The sequence below is a fragment of the Rhodococcus sp. IEGM 1318 genome (assembly GCF_033142465.1).
Taxonomy (GTDB): Bacteria; Actinomycetota; Actinomycetes; order Mycobacteriales; family Mycobacteriaceae; genus Rhodococcus_F; species Rhodococcus_F qingshengii_B.
Map to the genome: position 1 here is coordinate 176573 of NZ_JAWLSC010000003.1, position 16301 is coordinate 192873.

Annotated in this window: 14 protein-coding genes; 9 read left to right on the top strand and 5 right to left on the bottom strand. The window is 62.0% G+C overall.

Annotated elements, in window-relative coordinates; translation table 11 throughout:
* Window positions 1–9: 9 nt before the first annotated feature.
* From R4P65_RS08985 to R4P65_RS09025, 9 genes are all read left to right on the top strand, one after another.
* Window positions 10–1104, top strand: a complete 1095-nt coding sequence (locus R4P65_RS08985; protein ID WP_317826233.1) for a sn-glycerol-3-phosphate ABC transporter ATP-binding protein UgpC — start codon at window positions 10–12, stop codon at window positions 1102–1104.
* A gap of 96 nt (window positions 1105–1200) precedes the next feature.
* Window positions 1201–2118, top strand: coding sequence for a carbohydrate kinase (locus R4P65_RS08990; RefSeq protein ID WP_317826234.1), 918 nt, complete (start codon window positions 1201–1203; stop codon window positions 2116–2118).
* A 95-nt stretch (window positions 2119–2213) separates the two neighbouring features.
* Window positions 2214–4430: an MMPL family transporter gene (locus tag R4P65_RS08995; protein ID WP_317826235.1), complete on the top strand. Its 2217-nt coding sequence runs from the start codon at window positions 2214–2216 to the stop codon at window positions 4428–4430.
* Window positions 4431–4448: 18 nt separating this feature from the next.
* Entirely contained in the window at window positions 4449–5651 is a 1203-nt protein-coding gene (locus R4P65_RS09000; protein WP_317826236.1) for a sensor histidine kinase, read from the top strand.
* Window positions 5648–6322, top strand: a complete 675-nt coding sequence (locus R4P65_RS09005; protein ID WP_317826237.1) for a response regulator transcription factor — start codon at window positions 5648–5650, stop codon at window positions 6320–6322. The genes R4P65_RS09000 and R4P65_RS09005 overlap by 4 nt, the downstream gene beginning before the upstream one ends.
* Window positions 6323–6385: 63 nt before the next feature.
* Window positions 6386–7681 (top strand): HNH endonuclease signature motif containing protein, encoded by a 1296-nt coding sequence (locus R4P65_RS09010; protein ID WP_317826238.1) that lies wholly within the window; start codon window positions 6386–6388, stop codon window positions 7679–7681.
* A 306-nt stretch (window positions 7682–7987) separates the two neighbouring features.
* A complete protein-coding gene (locus R4P65_RS09015; RefSeq protein WP_230813811.1) occupies window positions 7988–9115 on the top strand; it encodes an NDMA-dependent alcohol dehydrogenase in 1128 nt (375 codons plus the stop codon).
* A 36-nt stretch (window positions 9116–9151) separates the two neighbouring features.
* Window positions 9152–9991 carry a serine hydrolase domain-containing protein gene (locus tag R4P65_RS09020; RefSeq protein WP_317826239.1) on the top strand — a complete coding sequence of 280 codons (840 nt, stop codon included), beginning with the start codon at window positions 9152–9154 and terminating at the stop codon, window positions 9989–9991.
* 128 nt (window positions 9992–10119) lie between these two features.
* Entirely contained in the window at window positions 10120–10629 is a 510-nt protein-coding gene (locus R4P65_RS09025) for a DUF3145 domain-containing protein (RefSeq protein ID WP_003941617.1), read from the top strand.
* Window positions 10630–10739: 110 nt separating this feature from the next.
* Here R4P65_RS09025 and R4P65_RS09030 read toward each other — a convergent pair whose 3' ends face one another.
* From R4P65_RS09030 to R4P65_RS09050, 5 genes are all read right to left on the bottom strand, one after another.
* Window positions 10740–12173, bottom strand: coding sequence for an acyl-CoA carboxylase subunit beta (locus tag R4P65_RS09030; RefSeq protein WP_317826240.1), 1434 nt, complete (start codon window positions 12171–12173; stop codon window positions 10740–10742).
* A gap of 108 nt (window positions 12174–12281) precedes the next feature.
* Entirely contained in the window at window positions 12282–13532 is a 1251-nt protein-coding gene (locus R4P65_RS09035) for a KasA/KasB family beta-ketoacyl-ACP synthase (RefSeq protein WP_003941591.1), read from the bottom strand.
* 7 nt (window positions 13533–13539) lie between these two features.
* On the bottom strand, window positions 13540–13815 hold the full coding sequence (acpM, locus tag R4P65_RS09040; RefSeq protein ID WP_003941649.1) for a meromycolate extension acyl carrier protein AcpM: 276 nt from the start codon (window positions 13813–13815) through the stop codon (window positions 13540–13542).
* 84 nt (window positions 13816–13899) lie between these two features.
* Window positions 13900–14808, bottom strand: coding sequence for an ACP S-malonyltransferase (locus R4P65_RS09045; protein WP_317826241.1), 909 nt, complete (start codon window positions 14806–14808; stop codon window positions 13900–13902).
* Between the two features lie 127 nt (window positions 14809–14935).
* Window positions 14936–16264, bottom strand: a complete 1329-nt coding sequence (locus tag R4P65_RS09050) for a PucR family transcriptional regulator (protein ID WP_230813804.1) — start codon at window positions 16262–16264, stop codon at window positions 14936–14938.
* Window positions 16265–16301: the final 37 nt, after the last annotated feature.

Sequence of the window (16301 nt, forward strand, 5' to 3'; positions counted from 1 at the left end):
GAGTTCGTCATGGCTGAAATCTCGTACCAGAAAGCGTCTTGCATCTACGAAGGTGCCGGGACTCTCGCTGTCGATTCACTCGATCTCGACATCAACGACGGTGAGTTCATCGTGCTCGTCGGTCCGTCAGGTTCCGGAAAGTCCACAGCACTACGCATGTTGGCGGGGCTCGAGGACATCGATTCGGGCGCGATCACCATCAACGGCAAGGACATGACCGATGTCCCGTCGAAGGACCGTGACATCGCGATGGTCTTCCAGAACTATGCGCTTTACCCCAACAAAACCGTCGGTGAGAACATGGGGTTCGCGCTGAAGATGCGCGGTGTACCCCTCGAGGAGCGAAAGAAGAAAGTTGCCGAAGCGGCCAAACTTCTGGACTTGACGGAGTGTCTCGACCGCAAGCCGGCCAAGCTTTCCGGTGGTCAGCGGCAGCGAGTTGCGATGGGCCGCGCCATCGTTCGTGAACCGCAAGTGTTCTGCATGGACGAGCCGCTTTCCAACCTCGACGCCAAGCTGCGCGTCCAGACTCGCACGCAGATCGCGGCATTGCAGCGACGACTCGGAACCACCACCGTCTACGTCACGCACGATCAAGTGGAAGCGATGACGATGGGCGATCGCGTGGCAGTGCTCAAGGGCGGTAAGTTGCAGCAGTTCGCTTCTCCGACCGAACTTTACGATCGGCCGGCCAATGTGTTTGTTGCCGGATTCATCGGATCTCCTGGAATGAACTTGGTGACCGCGCCGGTCAGTTCGGGTGGCGTCCGCTTCGGCGCCGTCGAAGTTCCGCTGGACCGCGAGCAGATGACGGCAATCGCCGCAGCCGGTCTGAGTTCGGTCACCGTGGGAATTCGGCCTGAACAATTCCAGGTGGTTGCGGCCGGAGACGGAATCGCAGCTCAGATCGATCTGGTAGAGGAACTGGGCAACGAGTCGTACATCTACGCGCACGTACCCGGCACGGAAGCCGATCCGATTTCGCTCGTCGCACGCACCGGCGGGCGATCGAAGTTGCAGTACGGCCAGACGCTCGGTTTCGAGCGGGTGGACGGTCCGGTGCACCTCTTCGACCCCACGACAGGCGAGCGCGTGGGTAGCTGAACCCCCTCCACAATCGTGGCCTGCTCGGCACCCTAATTCGTTCGTGCCGAGCAGGTCACATCCATCTTCGATTGGCAGGAAGGTTAGGGTCTACCGATGAGTGATACACGCGAACGATCCGTCGTGGTGTGTGGTGAGGGACTGGTCGATCTGGTACCGGTGGGGGACAACTTCTCTCCCAAATTGGGCGGTGGTCCGTTCAACGTTGCTATCGCATTGGGTCGACTCGGCTCTGACGTGGGATTCGTCTCTCGCTTGTCCACCGACGCGTTCGGAGATCGGATGATCGACTCGCTGGCCGCGTCGAACGTCGACACAACCGGAGTCGAACGCGGGCCCGAGCCGACAACTCTGGCCGTCGTGAATCTTGCTGCGGACGGGGGAGCGCGGTACTCCTTCTACCTCGAGGGAACGGCGGATCGACAGTTTGCGCTGCCGAAACTTCCCTCTGCTCGGGCGTTCTCGTTCGGAACGCTGTCGCTGGTGCTCGAGCCCGGTGCCTCTGCCTACGAAGCTCTGCTGCACGAAGCACACGCCCGCGGTCGACTCACCATGGTGGATCCCAACATTCGTCCGGCGGTGATCGCCGACCCGGAAGCATATCGACGACGATTTCGTTCGTGGTTACCCGCCATCGATATTCTCAAAGTGAGCGACGACGACGCCACATGGTTGGGTTCGGTCGACGGCGCCGAGTGGCTTGACGAAGGCGTCGGCGCCGTACTGCTCACCCGTGGTGGTGACGGGTTGCGGTTGATCACCAAGGAACTCGATGTTTCGGTGCCAGCGCCCGCAGTCGACGTCGCGGACACGATCGGTGCGGGCGATACCGTTCACGGAGCCCTGCTGGCCTACCTTGATCGTCACGATGCACTCGGCGTCGCCGTTGTGCGTGCGTTCTCCGAGGCAGATTGGTCGGCCGCGTTGACCTTTGCCGCACGCGCGGCAGCCGTCACCGTGTCACGACCAGGGGCGGATCCGCCGTGGTCAAGGGAGTTGGGCCTGCCCGTCTAGCACTGGGGACCACCGCCCTACTGCGAGCGCAGTACGTCGAACTGCCTACCTGTGCACGATGTGCGACGGGGTCGTGTATCGGCACAGTGATACGCATGTCGATATTCCTGTACAAACTCTCGCGACTCGCGTTTCGTCGTCGCTGGGCAATGGTGGGCTTCTGGGTCGTCCTGCTGGTGGCGGGCGGAGTAGGCGCAGCAACGCTGTCCGGTCCGACCGTCAACACATTGTCGATCCCGGGCACAGAATCGCAAGCGGCACAGGACCTTCTGGCTGAACGGTTCCCGGAATCGTCCACCGGCGGAGCCAGTGCTCGCATAGTCTTCGAATCTCCGGCGGGCACGACGCTCGCCGATCCGGCCATTCGGCAATCCGTCAGTGAATTGGTCTCTGCGCTCGGGAAGGACCCCGAGGTTGCAGCGGTATCGGATCCGTATGCCTCCGGCGGAGTGTCGCCGACTGGGACGATCGGATACATGCAGGTCTCTTATACCGCCGATTCGATGGACTTGCCGGACAGTTCGAAAGAGCTGCTCGAGTCCGCCGTCCACGACGCCGCGGATTCAGGGCTGGCAGTCGATGTTGCCGGCAACGTGCTGATGGAAAGCAGCGCAGAATCCATGGGAGAGGTGATCGGAGTCGCGATCGCCGCGGTGGTGCTGACCGTCACCTTCGGTTCCTTGGTTGCGGCGGGGCTTCCGTTGATCAGCGCGTTGATCGGCATCGGCATCGCGATCTGCACGATCACAATCGCAACTGGTTTCATCGAATTGGGTTCGAGCACAACCGTCCTGGCAATGATGCTGGGGCTCGCCGTGGCGATCGACTATTCGCTGTTCATCGTCTCGCGCTACCGCTCCGAACTACGTGACGGACATGATCCGGAAATTGCTGCGGGCCGCGCAGCGGGGACTGCGGGTTCGGCCGTAGTGTTCGCGGGGTTGACCGTCCTCATCGCACTGGCCGGACTGTTCGTCGTGAACATCCCGTTCCTGACAAGCATGGGTCTGGCTGCGGCATTCGCAGTTGCTGTTGCAGTGGTGATTTCACTGACGCTGCTGCCCGCCACACTCGGATTTGCAGGGTCGCGCGTCCTGAGTCGGTCTGATCGTCGACTGCTGGCGTCCGGCGGTGAACTGACACACCGGAAACAGTCGGAGGGGGCGGGCTCGCGATGGGCCAAGTTCGTGATCCGGCGTCGAGTTCCGGTTTTGCTCGCGTCAGTCCTCGGGTTGGGATTGCTGGCGATCCCCACCTTCGGAATCAACCTGAGTTTGGCGAGCCCACCAGTGCCCGACACAACTGCCGCCAGGGCTACCGACCGACTATCCGAGGGGTTCGGTGCCGGGTTCAGCGGTCCGCTCATGGTGGTTGTCGACGTTGCCGACGCCACCGATCCGGCAGTGGCATTGAGCGGCGCCCAGGAAAAGCTCGGTGCTCTGCCTGACATAGCGGCAGTGACGCCGCCAGCACTCAATCAGGCCGGCGATACAGCAGTCATCACGGTGGTTCCCTCGAGTGGCCCGGAAACCGAGGCAACAAAGGCGCTCGTTGCAGATATACGTGAGGTCGCCGGATCACTGACCGATGAGACTGGAGCCACGATGTCGGTCACCGGTCAGACAGCGTTGACGATCGACGTCTCGGACCGCTTGGCTGATGCCCTCGTTCCCTACCTCGCATTGGTCGTCGGCCTCGCCTTCATTCTTTTGATGCTGGTGTTCCGCTCGATCTTGGTACCGCTCAAGGCAACTCTCGGATTTCTGCTCTCGATCGGTGCGACGTTCGGTGTGCTTGTCGCGATCTTCCAGTGGGGTTGGTTCGCAGGCATTCTCGGAATCGAAGGCCAAACCGGATCAATTGTGGCGATGTTGCCCATCTTCATGATCGGCATCGTCTTCGGGTTGGCGATGGACTACCAGGTGTTCCTGGTGACCAGAATGCGTGAAGCGTTCGTCCACGGTGACGGACCGGACGAAGCAGTTGTGAAGGGCTTTGACCAGGGCGCCCGAGTTGTCACGGCCGCGGCGCTGATCATGATCGCCGTTTTCGCGGGCTTCATCTTCGGTGGCGACGCCTTCATCATGCAGATCGGACTCGGACTCTCGTTCGCGGTTCTGTTCGACGCCTTCGTGATTCGTATGACCGTCGTGCCGGCCGTCATGTCCCTGTTGGGTTCGAAGGCATGGTGGTTCCCCTCATGGCTGGACCGGTTGGTTCCGAACGTGGATGTCGAGGGGGAGCAGTTGACTGCGCTGCTCGCAGATTCGAAGGAATCCAGTGAACCCACGAGCGACAAGTTGTCGGTGTGACCCGGATACGGTAGATCGATGACTTCGACATCGACGTGGGGTCGATGGTGTGCGGAACACCCGCGCACCATCGACCTGGCACTGACGATCCTCGTGCTCCTTGCCACGTGGACGGCGCACCGCATCGCGCTCGATGGCAATGACACCCGCGAAGTAACAGTTGTGGGAGTCCTTGTAACAGCGATCGCAGCGGCAACCATCGTGTTCCGGAGGCGCTACCCGTTCTCGGCGCTGGCGGTGGCAGTACTTCTCGGCGTATTGATGATTGCACTGTCAGCGCCGCCGAATGCCGGCACAGGTTCCGCGGCGATGGTGTGCCTCTACTACGTTGCCAGCACGAGTGACCGCCGGAGGACCTTCTTCGCAGCGGCGAGCACAGTCAGCTCGCTGATGCTCGTCACAATCTTCCTGGGAGTGGGGAACAATCTCCTGCAGGAGGCACTGGGGTTGTTGGCGTGGTTGCTGATGGCAAGTTTCGCCGGCGCCGAGGTCCGTTCTCGCCGCGCCTATCTGGAGTCCGTTGAGGCTCGCGCGGTGCAAGCGGAAAGAATGCGCGAGGACGAGGCCCGACACCGCGTCGTCGAAGAGAGGATGCGGATTGCGCGAGACTTGCACGACGTTGTCGCGCACCACATTGCCTTGGTCAACCTGCAAGTCGGGGTCGCGTCGCACTTGATCGGGAAAGACCCGGAGAAGGCGACGACTGCACTACGCGGAGTGGAGGAAACGTCCAAGGCGGCACTCGATGAAATTCGGGCCACGGTCGGAGTTCTCCGTGACGCTCAGGACGGTGATCGCTCGATGAAACCGGCACCGGGGCTTTCGGATCTACCGGCACTGGTGGATCAATTCGTCAGTGCGGGAATGGAAATCGAAGTGCGCGCAGTGGGTTCGCCGCGCCCTCTCGGGCCAGCAGTAGACCTCACGGCGTACCGAATTATCCAGGAAGCACTCGTGAATGCAAGCAAGCATGCGTTGCCAGGGGCCGTCACCGTGTCGTTGTCGTACGAAGCCGAGGTTCTGGTGCTGTCGGTCGAAAACTCCGGAACGGCAGTGCCTTCGACGTCACCGCCCGGGTACGGACTGCTGGGAATGAAGGAGAGGGCACAGGCAATGGGAGGCGAGGTCTCAGCAGGATTCCGCGCGGACGGGGGATTTCGTGTGGACGCCCAACTGCCGCTGGTCTCGGTCTCCAGCGGTTCGGAGAGTGAGGAGTCGTGAGTATTCGGGTGGTAGTGGCAGACGATCAGGCGCTCTTCCGTCAAACGCTTGCGCTGCTGATCGGTTCGGAAGACGACATGGAGGTGGTCGCCGAGGCGGCAGACGGAGAGCAGGCATTCCAGGCGGCGCTCGAGCACCGACCCGACGTTGTACTGATGGACATTCGCATGCCGGGCACCAGCGGAGTCGAAGCGACCGCCAAGATCGCCGATCATCCGGATTTGTCCGACGTACACGTACTGATCCTGACGACCTTCGAAGTGGATGAACATGTGGCACAGGCGATCCGGGCGGGAGCGAGCGGCTTCATCGGCAAAGGAATCCGAGCGGAGGATCTACTCGATGCTGTTCGGACGGTCGCAGGTGGGAACTCTTTGCTGTCGCCGATTGCGACCAGCGCGTTGATTTCTCGATTCCTTTCCACTCCGTCGCGGGCCGACTCGACTTCTGGGATTTTCGGTCAATTGACACCACGCGAACTCGAAGTAGTAGCCCTCGTTGCCCTCGGGATGTCCAACGACGAAATCGCCGCGGAATTGGTGATCAGCGCGGTCACGGCAAAAACCCATGTGAATCGGGCGATGACGAAACTGGATGTCCGCGACCGCGCGCAACTGGTGGTTCTCGCCTATCAATGCGGTGTGGTGATTCCGGGACGCTCGGTGGATTGACTCGAGAAACTCTTGACTCGAACGGGTGTTCGAGTTTGTTTGGGGTGGGGATCGGGGGATTCAATGAGTGTTCTGTTGTCGGATGTGGTGTCTGGTTCTGCGGTGGGGTTGCGCGGACGCCTGTGGCGGTTGACTGCCGCGGAATTGCGCGCTGCTGCTATCGAGGCGAGTGCGGAGATTCTGCGCCTCGAGGCTGTGCGAGTGGCCGTGGTCGACGAACTCTCGATGCGTCCCGATGATCAGGTGATCGCCAGCCGCGAGGTGGGTTGCTGGTTGGCGGCCAACACGATGCTGCAGGTTCGGGACGGGAAGAAGATCGCCGCCCTCGGTGCAGCGCTGCGGCCGTTTCCCGCGGTGGCAGCGAGATTTGATTGCGGGGATTGCTCGTTCGAACATGCCGCCTTGATCGTGGCGTTCTGTGAGTCCCCGCCGAAGGGGATGCCGGAGGAGGCGTTACCTCGCTGCATCGACCTGCTGTTCGCGGCTGCGTCGGGCGTGGAGGCGACGACAACGAAGGTGCGGCGCGTCATCGCCACCTTGGAGCGCGTTTTCGAGTCCGATGAGATTCCGCCCGCCGAAGACGTCGATCGCAACGAGCTCCGGATCGCGTCCACGTTGAACGGTCGGGTGGTGGTCCGCGGGGATTTCGACGCCCTCACCGGCGAAATGCTGCTCTCCGCCCTGTCGAATCTGACGATGCCCACCCCGGCGCCGGACGGCACTCCCGATGTCCGGTCCGCGGCGAAGCGAACCGCGGACGGGTTCACCGAACTGATCCGCCGCTACCTCGACTGCGCCAAGACCGGTACCGATGGTGGCCAACGCCCACACGTGAACGTGCACATCAACGCTCGCGATTTGGCTGAGCACCGGGATTGTGCCGCAACACCAACTGATGGTGGAGAGTCACTGTCGGATCCTGATGTGGGGCACATGCCGTGGCTCGGGCCCCTGTCGGTTTCGCAGACGAGGTTGGGGTGCGACTGCTTCCTCTCGACCGTCCTACTCGACGATCACGGAGCGCCGCTCGATGCGAGACCAGGAAAGAGGTTGGTCACCGCCGAACAACGCGTCGCCCTTATCGCCCGAGACAAAGGCTGCGCCTTCCCCGGCTGTTCATGCGTGCCCGCCTGGACTGATGCGCACCACATTAGGCACTGGGCTAACGGTGGCCCGACGGTGATGAACAACCTGGTCCTGCTGTGCCGCTCGCACCACCGGCTGATGCACCGGAAATCCGGGTTCGTCGGCAAGTGGGAGATTCGGATCGGCGTCGACAACAAACCCTGGTTCTTCCCACCACCCTCGATCGACCCCGGGCAGCACCCACGGCCCGCGAACACCACCTTCAAAACCTGAGAACAGCTTCTCAGGCACAACAGAACACGCCCAGGCTCCGTATTCGACTTGACTGTCGGAGGTGGAGTCCAAGGTGCGTGTTCTCGTGATGGCCGTGCTTTCGGTGCGACCGTGATTTCGCTGAGACAGGGCGACGTGTCCCACTCAGTGGGTCATCTTTTCGTCGTTGCCACGGCGGTTGTGCCAGGTCATTTGGACGTCTGACCTGCAGCGCAAAATCATTTGTTAGAACACGTTCCAATTTCACAGATTTGTGGCTATGGTCACAGAGATAGATGCGGGTGTGCGAATGAAAGGTGAAGTGACGTGAAGACCAAGGGTGCAATCCTGTGGGGCCTGGGCGAGAAGTGGTCCGTCGAGGAGATCGAGATCGGCGAGCCGGTAGCCGGCGAAGTTCAGATTCGCATGGAAGCGGCCGGAATGTGCCACTCCGATCACCACATCGTCACCGGCGCGACCCCGATGCCGTCGTTCCCCGTCATGGGTGGGCACGAGGGTTCGGGCGTCATCACCAAGCTCGGCCCAGAGGTCAAGGGGTTGGAGGTCGGCGACCATGTCGTTCTGTCCTTCATTCCGGCTTGTGGAACCTGTCCGGCGTGTTCGGCTGGCCATCAGAATCTGTGTGACCTCGGGATGGGCCTGCTCAGTGGCCAGGCCATCAGCGACGGCACCTACCGAATCCAGGCTCGCGGCGAAAACGTGATCCCGATGTGCCTGCTAGGGACGTTCTCGCCCTACATGGTCGTGAACCAGTCGTCGGTTGTGAAGATCGAAAAGGACATTCCGTTCGAGGTTGCCGCACTCGTCGGTTGCGGCGTTCCCACCGGTTGGGGATCGGCAACACACATCGCTGATGTGAAGCCGGGCGAAGACGTTGTGATCATGGGCGTTGGCGGCGTCGGTATCAGTGCCCTGCAGGGTGCTGTTGCGTCGGGTGCCCGGTACATCTTTGCTATTGATCCTGTGCCGTGGAAGCGTGAGCAGGCTCTGAAGTTCGGCGCAACACATGCGTTCGAAAGCGCCGCCGCTGCCATTCAGCCGATCATCGATGCTACGTATGGACGTATGGCGCAGAAGACGATCATCACCGTCGGCGAAATGAAGGGTGAGTACGTCGAAGAGGCGATGATCCTGACGGCTAAGGCCGGTCGTTGTGTTGTCACCGCAATGGGGCATCTGACGGACATGGACGTAAAGCTGAACCTGTTCCTGATGGCGATGCTTCAGAAGGATCTTCAGGGCAACATCTTCGGCGGTGGCAACGCTCGCCAGGACGTGCCGAACCTCCTTGCGATGTACAAGGCAGGCAGGCTGAATCTCGACGACATGGTCACGCGGACGTACACGCTCGAAGGTGTGAACGACGGCTACCAGGACATGTTGGATGGCAAGAACATCCGCGGCGTCATCCGCTACACCGAAGCTGACTGGTGATCGGAAGCGCAAGTGTTGTGCCAGTAGTCTGATCGGGTGCCCAGTACTCACAGTCTTGACGTAATTCAGCAGTGGCCGGTCGACAATGCGGCAGCGGTCGTCCTCTCCGGGAAGAACTCGGGTGAGGGCGACCGCGTTCGTGGTTTCAGCGGCGATCAGTCGCGCGTTTTCCCTCTGGCTTCGGTGACAAAACTGTTGTGCGCCTACGCGATTCTCGTCGCGGTGGAGGAAGGGGCGGTCGAGTTGGATGGGCCGGCGGGGCCTGAGGGGGCGACGGTTCGTCATCTCCTTGCACATGCGTCGGGGTTGGCATTCGCCGAACGTGTTGTCCAGGCGCCGGTGGCGTCGAAGCGGATCTATTCGAGCGCGGGATTCGAGGTTCTTGCCGAGTTGGTTTCCCGGGAGACCGAGATCGAATTTGCCGACTATCTGGCCGAGGCCGTGTTCGCGCCGTTGGGTATGTCCGGTGCGGCTCTCGTCGGTCCGGCCGGTCACGGCGCGCAGGCATCGGCGGACGACTTGGCCAAGTTCGCGGCTGAACTGCTCTCGCCGACGCTGATCTCGACGCAGACGTTCGTAGAGGCGACAACTGTTCAGTTCCCGGGGCTCAACGGTATTCTTCCGGGTTACGGCTCTCAGCGCCCCAACGACTGGGGACTCGGATTCGAAATTCGCGGCGACAAGCGTCCGCATTGGACTGGTCTCGAGAACTCGGCCACAACCTTCGGTCATTTCGGTCAATCGGGGACTTTCCTGTGGGTTGATCCCGCGATCGATACCGCGTGCGTCGTGCTTACCGATCGCGACTTCGGTGACTGGGCCAAACCTTTGTGGACTGAATTGTCCGATGGCGTGATCGGCGAAGTTTCTCGATAGAGCACAAATTTCTCTCCTTCCACTGGCGCAACACGGGTAACACAAGGCACACTGTTCAATCGAGCGTGCTGCATGAACTCGACAGAGGTCGTTGGGGAAGACGTCCCTCGTCGAAGCAGGAGGCTCGAGTGCGCGAAATGAATCAATTCGCGGACGTGACGACTGGTGTGGTTTACATCCACTCGTCGCCCGCGGCGCTGTGCCCGCACGTGGATTGGGCTTTGTCCGCCACGTTGGACAGCCCTGCCAAGCTCAGATGGACCTCACAGCCTGCCTACGACGGTCTTCTCCGTGCAACGACGGATTGGACGGGTCCCGTCGGAACCTGTGCCCGCCTGGTCGATTCGCTACGCGCGTGGCCGATGTTGCGGTTCGAGGTCACCGAGGACCCGAGTCATGGCGTCGACGGCGAACGGTACAGCCATGTACCCGGTCTGGGCCTGTGGCGCGGATCCACCAGTGCGAACGGTGATGTCGTCGTAGGGGAGATGAAGCTGCGGTCCATCATGAATTCCGGTGGAGACATCGCAGCGGAAATCGATCGGGCGATAGGCGCACCGTGGGACGAGGAACTCGAACCCTTCCGGAGTTCAGGCGAAGGTGCCGAGGTGACATGGCTGCGAAGGCGTGTCAGCTGACCGAGGTCCATCCTGAATCCTGAGTGCTCTCGCGGCTTGAACGACAAAGACTTGAATGACAAAGGTGGGCCCCGCCGTATCGGCGAGGCCCACCTTGCTGTCTAGAGTTGTCAGAGCGGAATGTTCTTGTGCCGCGCGCGGACAGATGGTGCAGACGCGAGCGCAGCGGTCACGATGCTGCGAGTCTTCGCCGGGTCGATTTCCTGGTCGACGACGCCGATTTCGACAGCGCGGTCGACGCCGCCCGCGATCGCCTCGTGTTCGGCAGCAAGACGGTCGTGCAATGCTTCACGCTCGTCGTCCGGTGCCGCAGCGAGAGCCCGCTTGTGCAGGATGCCGACAGCAGCCTTCGCGCCCATCACGGCTACTTCGGAGTTGGGCCAGGCGAAAACGGCCGTGGCTCCGAGTGCTCGCGAGTTCATTGCGATGTATGCGCCGCCGTAGATCTTTCGAGTGACGACGGTGACGCGGGGGACAGTCGCCTCGGCGAAGGCGTGAAGTAACTTCGCGCCGCGCCGGACAACGCCTTCCCACTCCATCGACACGCCAGGCAGGTACCCGGGAACATCGACGACGACTACGAGCGGCACGCCGAATGCGTTGCACAGTCGAACGAATCGAGCGGCCTTCTCTGCACTTTCGGAGTTCAAGCACCCCCCGAGTCGAAGTGGATTGTTCGCGATGACGCCAACGGTACGTCCGGCCATCCGACCGAATCCGGTGACGATGCTCCGCGCGTAATTGCCTTGCAGTTCTTCGAAACTCGACTCGCCTTCGACGTTGTCGAGCATTTCGTGAACGATCGGACGGACGTCGTACGCGCGTTTTGCGGACGCGGGCATCATGGCGCGCAGATCGCTGTCGCCGAGCTCGGCCGCACGCTGATCGAATTCGCCCTGCTCGCACATCATCGAAACCAGGCGGCGTGCGCGGTGCAATGCGTCGGCCTCGTCGTGTGCGGCGATGTGTGCGACACCGGACTTCTTGGTGTGTGTGTCCGGGCCGCCGAGTGAAACCATGTCGACCTGTTCACCGGTGACACTGCGAACTACGTCTGGGCCGGTGACGAACACTCGGCCTTCCGGGGCCATGATCACGACATCGGTGAGGGCTGGACCGTACGCGGCTCCGCCGGCAGCGAAGCCGAGAACGACGGAAATTTGAGGTATGAGACCCGACGCGCGGACCATGGCCTCGAAGACCAGTCCGACTGCGTGGAGTGCTTCGACGCCTTCAGCCAGACGCGCGCCACCGGAGTGCCAGAGGCCCACGATGGGGGACTCTTCCTCGATGGCGGTATCGATGGCTTTGACGAGGTGTTTGCAGCCGTCGACACCCATCGCGCCACCCATGACGGTGGCGTCGGAGCAGTATGCGATGGTGCGGACGCCGTCGATGTTTCCGGACGCAGCAAGCACACCGGACTTGTCACGGGCATGGAGCGGCACTGTGGTGCCGGGGTCGAACAGATTTTCCAGGCGCGCAAGAGGATCGCGCGGGTCTGTTGATGATTCGGACTTTGTCACGGGGGCCAGGATGGTCATCGCGTCCTCCTTCAGTACGAGCCTTGGGTGGAACGAAAGGTCGGTGTTGTCCGCAGGTGACGTTGTGTTGCAACGACACCCGCGGACAGGTGCAAACCGCGGTTCGGGCTAGGCCCGACCGAAGGCGAGCGCGACATTGTGCCCACCGAAACCGAACGAGTTGTTCAGTGCGAAATCGAAAGAGCCGGTTCGGGGTTCACCCTTGACGACATCGAGATCGATCTCTGGATCCTGGCTGTCAACATTGAGCGTGGGCGGGATGATCCCGTCACGCACTGCCAGAACCGTGAGGACTGATTCGAGGGCGCCGACAGCGCCGATCGAGTGTCCCAGCGCGGATTTCGGGCCGTACACCGCAGCGTGATTGCCGACCGCTGCGTTGATTGCCTTTGCCTCTGCGATGTCACCGATCGGCGTCGCAGTGGCGTGGGCGTTGATGTGCTTGATGTCGGACTTCGTCAGTCCGGCCATCTCGATTGCTCGGGTCATGGCTCTCGCCGCGCCCAGGCCTTCCGGATGCGGCGCCACGATGTGGTACCCGTCCGAAGTGATTCCGGAACCAAGCAGGCGGGCGTGAATCGTTGCCCCGCGTGCCTTGGCATGCTCCTCGGTTTCGAGGATCATCAGTGCGCCGGCTTCGCCGAAGACAAATCCGTCACGGTCCTTGTCGAAAGGACGTGAAGCTGCGGCGGGGTTGTCGTTGTTGGTGCTCATCGCACGCATCATGGCGAAGCTCGCGATCGGAACCGCGTCGATGAAGCTCTCGACTCCACCGGCCACAACCATGTCCGCGTCACCCATGACAAGCATGCGGTGAGCGTGAGCAATCGCCTCGGAACCTGACGAACATGCCGATACGGGGGTGATGACGCCACCGCGGGCCCCGAGTTCGAGCCCGACCGTTGCGGCCGGTCCGTTGGGCATGACCATCTGCACCGAGAACGGGGACACCTTGCGGTATCCGCCGCCGCGGAGCTTGTCGACGGCGTCGATGAGCGTGTCGCCGCCGCCGAGTCCGGTGCCGATGACAACGGCCAGGCGATCCTGATCAACTTCAGGGCTGCCGGCGTTGCTCCAGACCGTACGACTCAACGTGAGGGCAAGGCGTTCCACCCAGCTCATCCGTCGAATTTCGACGCGGGACAAGCCCTCGTCCGGTGAAACCTTCAGGTGCCCGCCGATGCGAATGGGAAGGTCGAACTCGTCGATGAACGGGTCATCGAGGATTCCGATGCCGCTTTCGCCGGCGAGCAGCGCCTTCCACGTGCCATCCACATCACCAGCCACCGACGTCGACGTCGCGAGGCTCGTGACGACGATGTCGGGGAATTTCCCTTTGCGGGTAGAAGCGGAAGTCACGGTCGGCTCACTCTGCGTTCTTGGCTTCGGCGCCTTCGGCTTCGAGCTTCTGGATGTACGCGACGATGTCGCCGACGGTGCGCAGGCCTGCAAGATCCTCGTCGGGGACCTTCACGCCGTACTTGTCTTCGGTCTGCACAGCGATCTCGACCATGGACAGGGAGTCGATATCGAGGTCGTCCACGAAAGACTTGTCAACGGTGACCTCGGAAGGCTCGATACCGGTGACCTCCTCCACGATCTGGCCGAGTTCCGCGATGATTTCTTCCTGAGTGTGGGCCACTGGTGTGGCTCCCTTCTTGATCGATTGAGGTGGGGTGAAACGTCCGGCCGCCGTTCGGGCTGATCGGCCGGGTGGGCGTCCGAGCTAGGTCAGCTCGGACAGTGCGGAGATATCCTCCGGGTTCTTGAGGGCCACCGTCGGCGTGCCACGCATTTCGCGCTTGGCAATTCCGACGAGGGTTCCGGCCGGCGGGAGTTCCACGATCGCGCTGACTTCTGCTGTCCGCAACGAAGCGGAGCAGAGGTCCCAGCGAACGGGGCGGGTTACCTGCGCGGCAAGTTTGGTGAGAGCGTCGGCTCCCGAGGAGACCGGTGCGCCATCCGAGTTGGAAAGCAGCGTGCGCGTCGGATCGGACGGGGTGATCTTGGCGGCAGCAGCTGCGACGGCATCCTGTGCAGGTGCCATGAAGCGGGTGTGGAACGCGCCGGCGACTGGCAGCGCGCGCACTCGTGCCTTTTCGGGCGCATTCGCCGCGAGTTCTTCGAGTGCGGTGAGCAGGCCGGCGGCCACGATCTGGCCGGCCGCATTGCGGTTGGCTGCTTCCAGTCCGAGTTCTTCGAGTCGTGCGAGTACTTCGGCTTCGTCTCCACCGAGAACCGCCGACATGCCGGTGGGCTCGAGCGCGCAAGCCTTGGCCATCTCGGCGCCGCGAATTGCGGCAAGCGCAACTGCGTCGTCAGCGGAGATGACACCGGCTACCGCAGCGGCGGCAAGTTCGCCCACCGAATGGCCGGCAGCGATGACGTCGGCGCCGAGCAGTCCACGTGATTCGATTTCCTCGTATGCGAGCAGAGTAGCGGCAACGACGAGCGGCTGGGTTACCGAGGTGTCGGTGATTTCTTCGGCAGTCGCGGTCGTGCCGAGTCGGACCAAGTCCAGGCCGGCTGCCTTCGACCACACTTCGAGGCGGTCCTGTGCTCCGGGCAATGCCAGCCAGGGGCTGAGCATGCCGGGTGTCTGAGAGCCCTGTCCCGGGGCGAGCAACGAAATCACTTACTAAGAGAACACCGCCGCGAGTGACCTGCGAGATGTCGGTCGCGATGAACTCTGGCGAAGTGTTTTGTAGGGTTCCCACAAAATCCCACGTCGCGCTCGGCCATCGAAATTGGACGCTCGGGGGTTACAGGTTTGGTTGGCCGGATGTTAAAGATGTGACTGAAGTAACCGAATTGTTCGATTTGAGATCGATTTGTGTCAATCGGCCCACGGTAGCGGCGATCCGTAGTACATATGCGTCGCGTGGATTCGTGGGATCCCGGCCGGTAACTTCCGCAATTCGCTTCAAGCGGTACCGAACGGTATTTGGATGAACAAACAGAAGACGTGCACAAGTCTCAACCGCACCTCCACAGTCGAGATAACTGTCTAAAGTATCGGTCAAGACTGTGCCGGATTCAGCTAAAGGCGCGACCAGGAAATCGCGAAGAGCCTTTACGGCAGCAGCGTCTCCCAGTAGTGCCCGTTCCGGGAGCAGTTCAGTCGCGAAAACGGGACGAGGTGCGCCGCGCCACCCGGCAACGGCCTTGATTCCCGCGAGAGCTTCGGACGCACTGAAGTGCGCTGCGCTCAATGAGGGCGTTGTCGGGCCGATCACCACCGGCTCGTCGGCGAAACTCATGAGCAGGTCTTGAAGGAACTGGCTGCCTTCCGTCTTACTGCTCAGCTCACCGCTGACGATCATCACCAGCCGCGGACCCTGGACCACGGCGAGAACAGCGCGCCCGTGCGCGGCGGCAGTCGCGTGGACGGTGCCGGCAACCGAGACCCGCTCGTCCGGCGGGGGAGACCCGACGATGACGGTGGCCGGAGCAGTGGCGTCCCAGTTCAAGGTGGCGGCGCGGGAAAGCATGTCCGACCCGGTGTCTCCCTGCACGACGGCGTCGACGACGAGCGCTTCCAGTCGCGTGTCCAGGGCTCCACGAGATTCGGCAGCGCTTGCGTACACCGTCGCCGCTGCGAAGCCGAGTTCACGTCCGTACCGCAGGACGGCTTCTGTCAGCGCGATCAGCTGCTGATCGTTGCGGGCGAGAGCCGGTAGCCATTTCTCGAAGAACTCCATCGCCACTCGGACCATGTCGACCGTCTGGCGCAGCGTGAGCTGTCGAGCGAGGTCCTGAGGGATGACCGGAAAAGACTCATATCCGAAGCTGATCTCCGAGTCGAGTTGCCGCAGCCATTCCAGGAAGTTCACCACCGACGTCTGCACCAGGAGTTGAACGTCGGCGCGTTGCGAAGCGTCGAGACTGTCGAAGAACGGAAGCTGCTCCTCCATCACGGTCACGGCCTCGGTGGAGAGCCGACCGGAGAACTGTTTGACGCGGCGGAGCAAGGCCTCGGGGAGCGGATCGCGAACCTGACGACGGCGGGCGAGAACAGCCTGCAACCCGGACGACTGTGGTCGGGTGCGGCGTACACCCTCTTCGGGTTTCTCGGGATCAGGTTCGGGCATGAGAAAAACCTACGCCCATCGCCGCACCGGATGTCGA

Bases quoted from the DNA above. Each gene is read 5' to 3' on its own strand.
- R4P65_RS09030 (WP_317826240.1), bottom strand. From the start codon at position 12,173: ATGACCATCCTGGCCCCCGTGACAAAGTCCGAATCATCAACAGACCCG.
- R4P65_RS08990 (WP_317826234.1), top strand. From the start codon at position 1,201: ATGAGTGATACACGCGAACGATCCGTCGTGGTGTGTGGTGAGGGACTG.
- R4P65_RS08985 (WP_317826233.1), top strand. From the start codon at position 10: ATGGCTGAAATCTCGTACCAGAAAGCGTCTTGCATCTACGAAGGTGCC.
- R4P65_RS08995 (WP_317826235.1), top strand. From the start codon at position 2,214: ATGTCGATATTCCTGTACAAACTCTCGCGACTCGCGTTTCGTCGTCGC.
- R4P65_RS09050 (WP_230813804.1), bottom strand. From the start codon at position 16,264: ATGCCCGAACCTGATCCCGAGAAACCCGAAGAGGGTGTACGCCGCACC.
- R4P65_RS09000 (WP_317826236.1), top strand. From the start codon at position 4,449: ATGACTTCGACATCGACGTGGGGTCGATGGTGTGCGGAACACCCGCGC.
- R4P65_RS09010 (WP_317826238.1), top strand. From the start codon at position 6,386: ATGAGTGTTCTGTTGTCGGATGTGGTGTCTGGTTCTGCGGTGGGGTTG.